The sequence below is a fragment of the Colwellia sp. BRX8-4 genome, assembly GCF_014077345.1.
Lineage (GTDB): Bacteria > Pseudomonadota > Gammaproteobacteria > Enterobacterales > Alteromonadaceae > Colwellia_A.
Window position 1 is genome coordinate 1 of record NZ_JACGVS010000075.1, and the last position, 301, is coordinate 301.

Annotated in this window: 1 tRNA gene; it reads right to left on the reverse strand. The window is 45.5% G+C overall.

Annotation, left to right across the window (positions count from 1 at the left end):
• Positions 1 to 217 precede the first annotated feature (217 nt).
• A tRNA-Met gene (locus H4J56_RS19435) sits at positions 218 to 294 on the reverse strand.
• Positions 295 to 301 lie beyond the last annotated feature (7 nt).

Here is a 301-nt window from a genome sequence, read left to right on the forward strand (position 1 = left end):
GCCAGATTTGAACTGACGACCTTCGGGTTATGAGCCCGACGAGCTACCAGACTGCTCCATCCCGCGTCCGAATGTCCTAATACCTTCTTAGGAAAGCCAAGTTGTTTTAATTCAAACTTAAGAATTTGCTTTTTATACTTAAGCGTAAGTTGGTTATCGGAGCCCATATCTAATTAAAAGGGAACTGACGACCTGATTTTATACTTATATCTTAAGTTGGTTGCGGGAGCCAGATTTGAACTGACGACCTTCGGGTTATGAGCCCGACGAGCTACCAGACTGCTCCATCCCGCGTCCGAAT